The 3,586-nt window shown below is 62.6% G+C and carries 4 protein-coding genes; all 4 read left to right on the top strand.

Translation table 11 applies throughout. The features are described 5' to 3' along the window. Nucleotides 1-309: AcvB/VirJ family lysyl-phosphatidylglycerol hydrolase (locus LH128_RS30290; RefSeq protein ID WP_008833513.1), on the top strand; the 309-nt coding region annotated here is incomplete at its 5' end. Nucleotides 310-540: 231 nt separating this feature from the next. Continuing rightward, the gene (locus tag LH128_RS30285) at nucleotides 541-1,449 is read left to right on the top strand and encodes a tyrosine-type recombinase/integrase (protein WP_008833512.1); all 909 of its coding nucleotides are present in this window, start codon (nucleotides 541-543) and stop codon (nucleotides 1,447-1,449) included. 4 nt (nucleotides 1,450-1,453) lie between these two features. After that, nucleotides 1,454-2,668 carry an IS91 family transposase gene (locus LH128_RS30280; protein ID WP_008833511.1) on the top strand — a complete coding sequence of 405 codons (1,215 nt, stop codon included), beginning with the start codon at nucleotides 1,454-1,456 and terminating at the stop codon, nucleotides 2,666-2,668. Nucleotides 2,669-2,733: 65 nt separating this feature from the next. Continuing rightward, a partial coding sequence (locus LH128_RS30275; protein ID WP_008833510.1) for an alpha/beta hydrolase family protein occupies nucleotides 2,734-3,586 on the top strand: 853 nt, incomplete at its 3' end.

The following is a 3,586-nucleotide window of genomic DNA, read 5'->3' as shown; positions in this document are numbered from 1 at the left end:
CCCCACGCCGATCGGCAGCGCATCGTGCTTGCGGCCCTCATCGTCCCGCAGGACACGCTGTCGTTCCGGGCGACGCCGGGCGGCGCCTTCAACTTCGGCAATGATGGCCCGGCTGTCCCCACGGCCCGGCGCTTCGATTGGGCGCCCGCGCTCTGTATCCAGGGCGAGACCGAGCCGGAAAGCCTATGCCCCGTTTGGAGCGCGAGCGCGCGCAACGTGACACGGATCGCGCTGCCCGGCGGCCACTTCCTGAATGACGATGTCGGCAAGGTGTCGGCCGTAATCCTGCGGGCAATCGACGGGGATTGACCTTGTGCGTCGCGAGGCAGCGAAATCACTCGCGCCGGCACGCACGCCAGCCTCCCCTGGACGCGCCATGAGACCATAGCTTCCGGCTTAAATTGGGACAAGTACGAACCCGCTGCCGCGGGAGTGGTGCTTTCCTTGAGGTCAGGCCAGTGATCGGCGGTCTGGGTCTAAGTTGAGATCTGGCCCGAGTAGGCAGACGATTCCGGCTCCTTTCAACCAAGGAGTCGTACCATGACCAATATTCTGTCTGATGCTCCCGTCACTTCGCTGCGTCAGCGCATGATCGAAGACATGAACATGCGCCGGTTCGCGCGGAAGACCCAGTTCGATTACGTGCGGCATGTCGCGAGGTTCGCCACATATCTTGGGCGTCCCCCCGATACTGCGACGGTAGAAGAACTCCGGCAGTTCCAGGTCGAACAGCGCGAGGCGGGCATAGGGATCCCGACCATGAACAGCATCGTTTCTGCGCTGCGCTTCTTTTTCACCCACACCATTGATCGCCCGGATCTGTCCCGCAAGCTCTACACGGTTAAGAACCCTCGCGCATTGCCCGTTGTCCTCAGCCGCGACGAGGTTGTGCTCTTACTCGGCGCGACCAACTGCCTGAAGCACAAGGCTGCACTGTCCGTTGCGTATGGCGCTGGCTTGCGCGCCGCTGAGGTCACGATGCTGAAGGTCCGCGATGTCGACAGCAAGCGCATGCTCCTGAGAGTGGAGCGCGGTAAAGGCGGGCGTTATCGCAATGCGCTCCTGCCTGCTGACCTTCTTGCCCTTTTGCGTGAGTGGTGGACGGTTGGCCGCAAGCAAGGCGTCATGCACGCCGATGGCTGGCTGTTCCCGGGCATGCACTATCTCAAGCCGCTCAGTACGCGACAGCTCCATAGGATCGTTGTCGATGCTGCCGAGGCTGCGGGTATCAAAAAGCGGGTCGGCCCTCACACTCTGCGGCACAGCTTCGCCACGCATCTGTTGGAAGACGGCGTCGATATTCGGATCATCCAGGCTCTGCTCGGGCATGCGAACCTTGAGACCACCGCTTTCTACACCACGGTCGCAACTCGAACGGTGCGCGCGGTCATCAGTCCCCTGGACAAATTGACGACGCTGCTCGAGCCGCAGGTGGCTCCTCCCGGCTGAGCCGGTGCGCGCCTCGCTCGAGGTCGCCGATATCTTCCGTAGCGCCGGGCCCGCGTATCGCGCAGCCCATGCCGGGCATCTGAACCTCGGCCAGCTCAAGGTCATGACGGCCATCGAGAATTGCCGCACCGCTGCGCTGGGCGGTCACGTCGAGGCCTGCGACGACTGTGGGCACTGGCGGATCGCCTATAACTCGTGCCGCAACCGGCACTGTCCCAAGTGCCAAGGTGCGGCGGCGCGCACTTGGCTGGCCGCGCGCGAGGCCGATCTGTTGCCGGTGGGCTACTTCCACGTCGTGTTCACCGTGCCCGCTGAGATCGCCGACATTGCCTGGCAGAACAAGGCGGTGGTGTATGATCTGCTGTTCCGCGCCGCCGCGGACACGATGCTGACCATCGCCGCCGATCCCAAGCACCTTGGCGCGCGGATCGGCATCACCGCTGTGCTGCATACCTGGGGATCGGCGCTGACGCACCATCCGCATGTGCACATGATCGTGCCCGGCGGCGGCATCGCGCTGGACGGCACGCGCTGGGTCTCGTCGCGCCCCGCCTTCCTGCTGCCGGTGCGCGTGCTGGGGGCATTGTTCCGCCGGATGTTCCTCACTCGCCTGTTGGCATTGTTCGATGCCGGCAAGCTGGCCTTCTTCAGCACCTTGGCTGGCCTCGCGACACGCAAGGCCTTCCTGCGGCATCTCTCGCCGATCCGGAAGAAGCGCTGGGTGGTCTATGCCAAGCCGCCCTTCGCCGGGCCGCAGGCGGTGCTGGCCTATCTCTCGCGCTACACGCACCGCGTTGCCATCTCGAACCGGCGGCTCCTCGGCTTCGACGAGACCGGCGTGACGTTCCGGTACAAAGATTATCGCCGCGATGGCGCCAAACGCCAGCAGGTCATGACGCTGGCGACCGACGAGTTCATCCGCCGCTTTCTGATCCACGTCCTGCCACGCGGCTTCCACCGCATCCGGCATTACGGCCTGCTCGCCAGTTCAACGCACAAGGAGGCCATGGCGCTCGCCCGCAGGCTGCTGGGCGTTGCCGCGCCGATCGAGGAGCCCGAACCCGATGAACCGCCCGATCATCGTCTGCCATGCCCATGCTGCGGTGGGCATATGACCATCATTGAAGCCTTCACCCGCTGGTGCCAACCGCGTGCACCGCCGCAGCCGGCAGCTCGAATGGCTCCTGTTGGCGGCTCGACGCGTTGTCAATCGGGATGAATGCGTTTCGAGAACGAGCCGCCGATGCAGTGGCTATCTACCCTCATGTCCAGATAGGAGGCTTTATGACTGAGAACCAAAAAAGCGGCGAACACGACGCGAGCGTCTCATCGGTGCTCGGAAATGCGGCGGAAGCGCTGGGGGCTGCAGTTTCGCGGACGATCCATCCGATCGTGGAGCAATATGCCCAGCTCTACACCCATGGAGCCCGCACGCCGGTTCTTCGATATCCGAACGAATATGGAATGGAGTATGAGGACATATTTTTTCCGTCACTAGACGGCGTGCCTCTCGATGGCTGGTTCATCCCGGCCAACTCGGACCGACTTCTGATTATCAACCATCCCATGCCGTGCAATCGGTATGGGTTTCCGGGGCATATCGCGCCGTGGAACACGATGTTCGGCGGCTTCGAAGTCAACTTCCTGCCCGAGCTAAGGCATCTCCACAACGCAGGCTACAACATCATTACCTATGACATCAGGAACCACGGACGCAGCGGTGCGGGAAGTGGCGGCCTAGCAGGTATCGGTCTGCTCGAATGTCGCGACGTTGTCGGATCGGTCCGCTATTCGAAGTCTAGGCCCGATACGAAGGACATGCGTGTCGGCATCTACAGCCGGTGCATGGGGGCGAACTCGACCATCATTGCCGTGTCGAAGTGGCCTGAGGAGTTTGACCACGTCGAGGCCTTCTTCTTTCACCATCCGGCTCCCGGCCAAATGCTCGTCGAGGGCACTGCGAACAAAATGCATCTGGATGCGAAGAATACTGCCGAAGCCGTCAGCGAGCGCATCTACGAGCTTTCCGGATTCCGTTTGGAGGAAATGACGCCGACGCCCTACGCCAGCGCTGTCACTAAGCCGACAATGATGTCTCAGCTCGAACGGGACTGGATGATCGTTCGCGAAGACATGG

Source organism: Sphingomonas sp. LH128 (assembly GCF_000293195.2).
Classification (GTDB): Bacteria; Pseudomonadota; Alphaproteobacteria; order Sphingomonadales; family Sphingomonadaceae; genus Novosphingobium; species Novosphingobium resinovorum_A.
The sequence above is the reverse complement of the archived record's forward strand: the minus strand, read 5'-3'. Positions and strand labels throughout refer to the sequence as shown.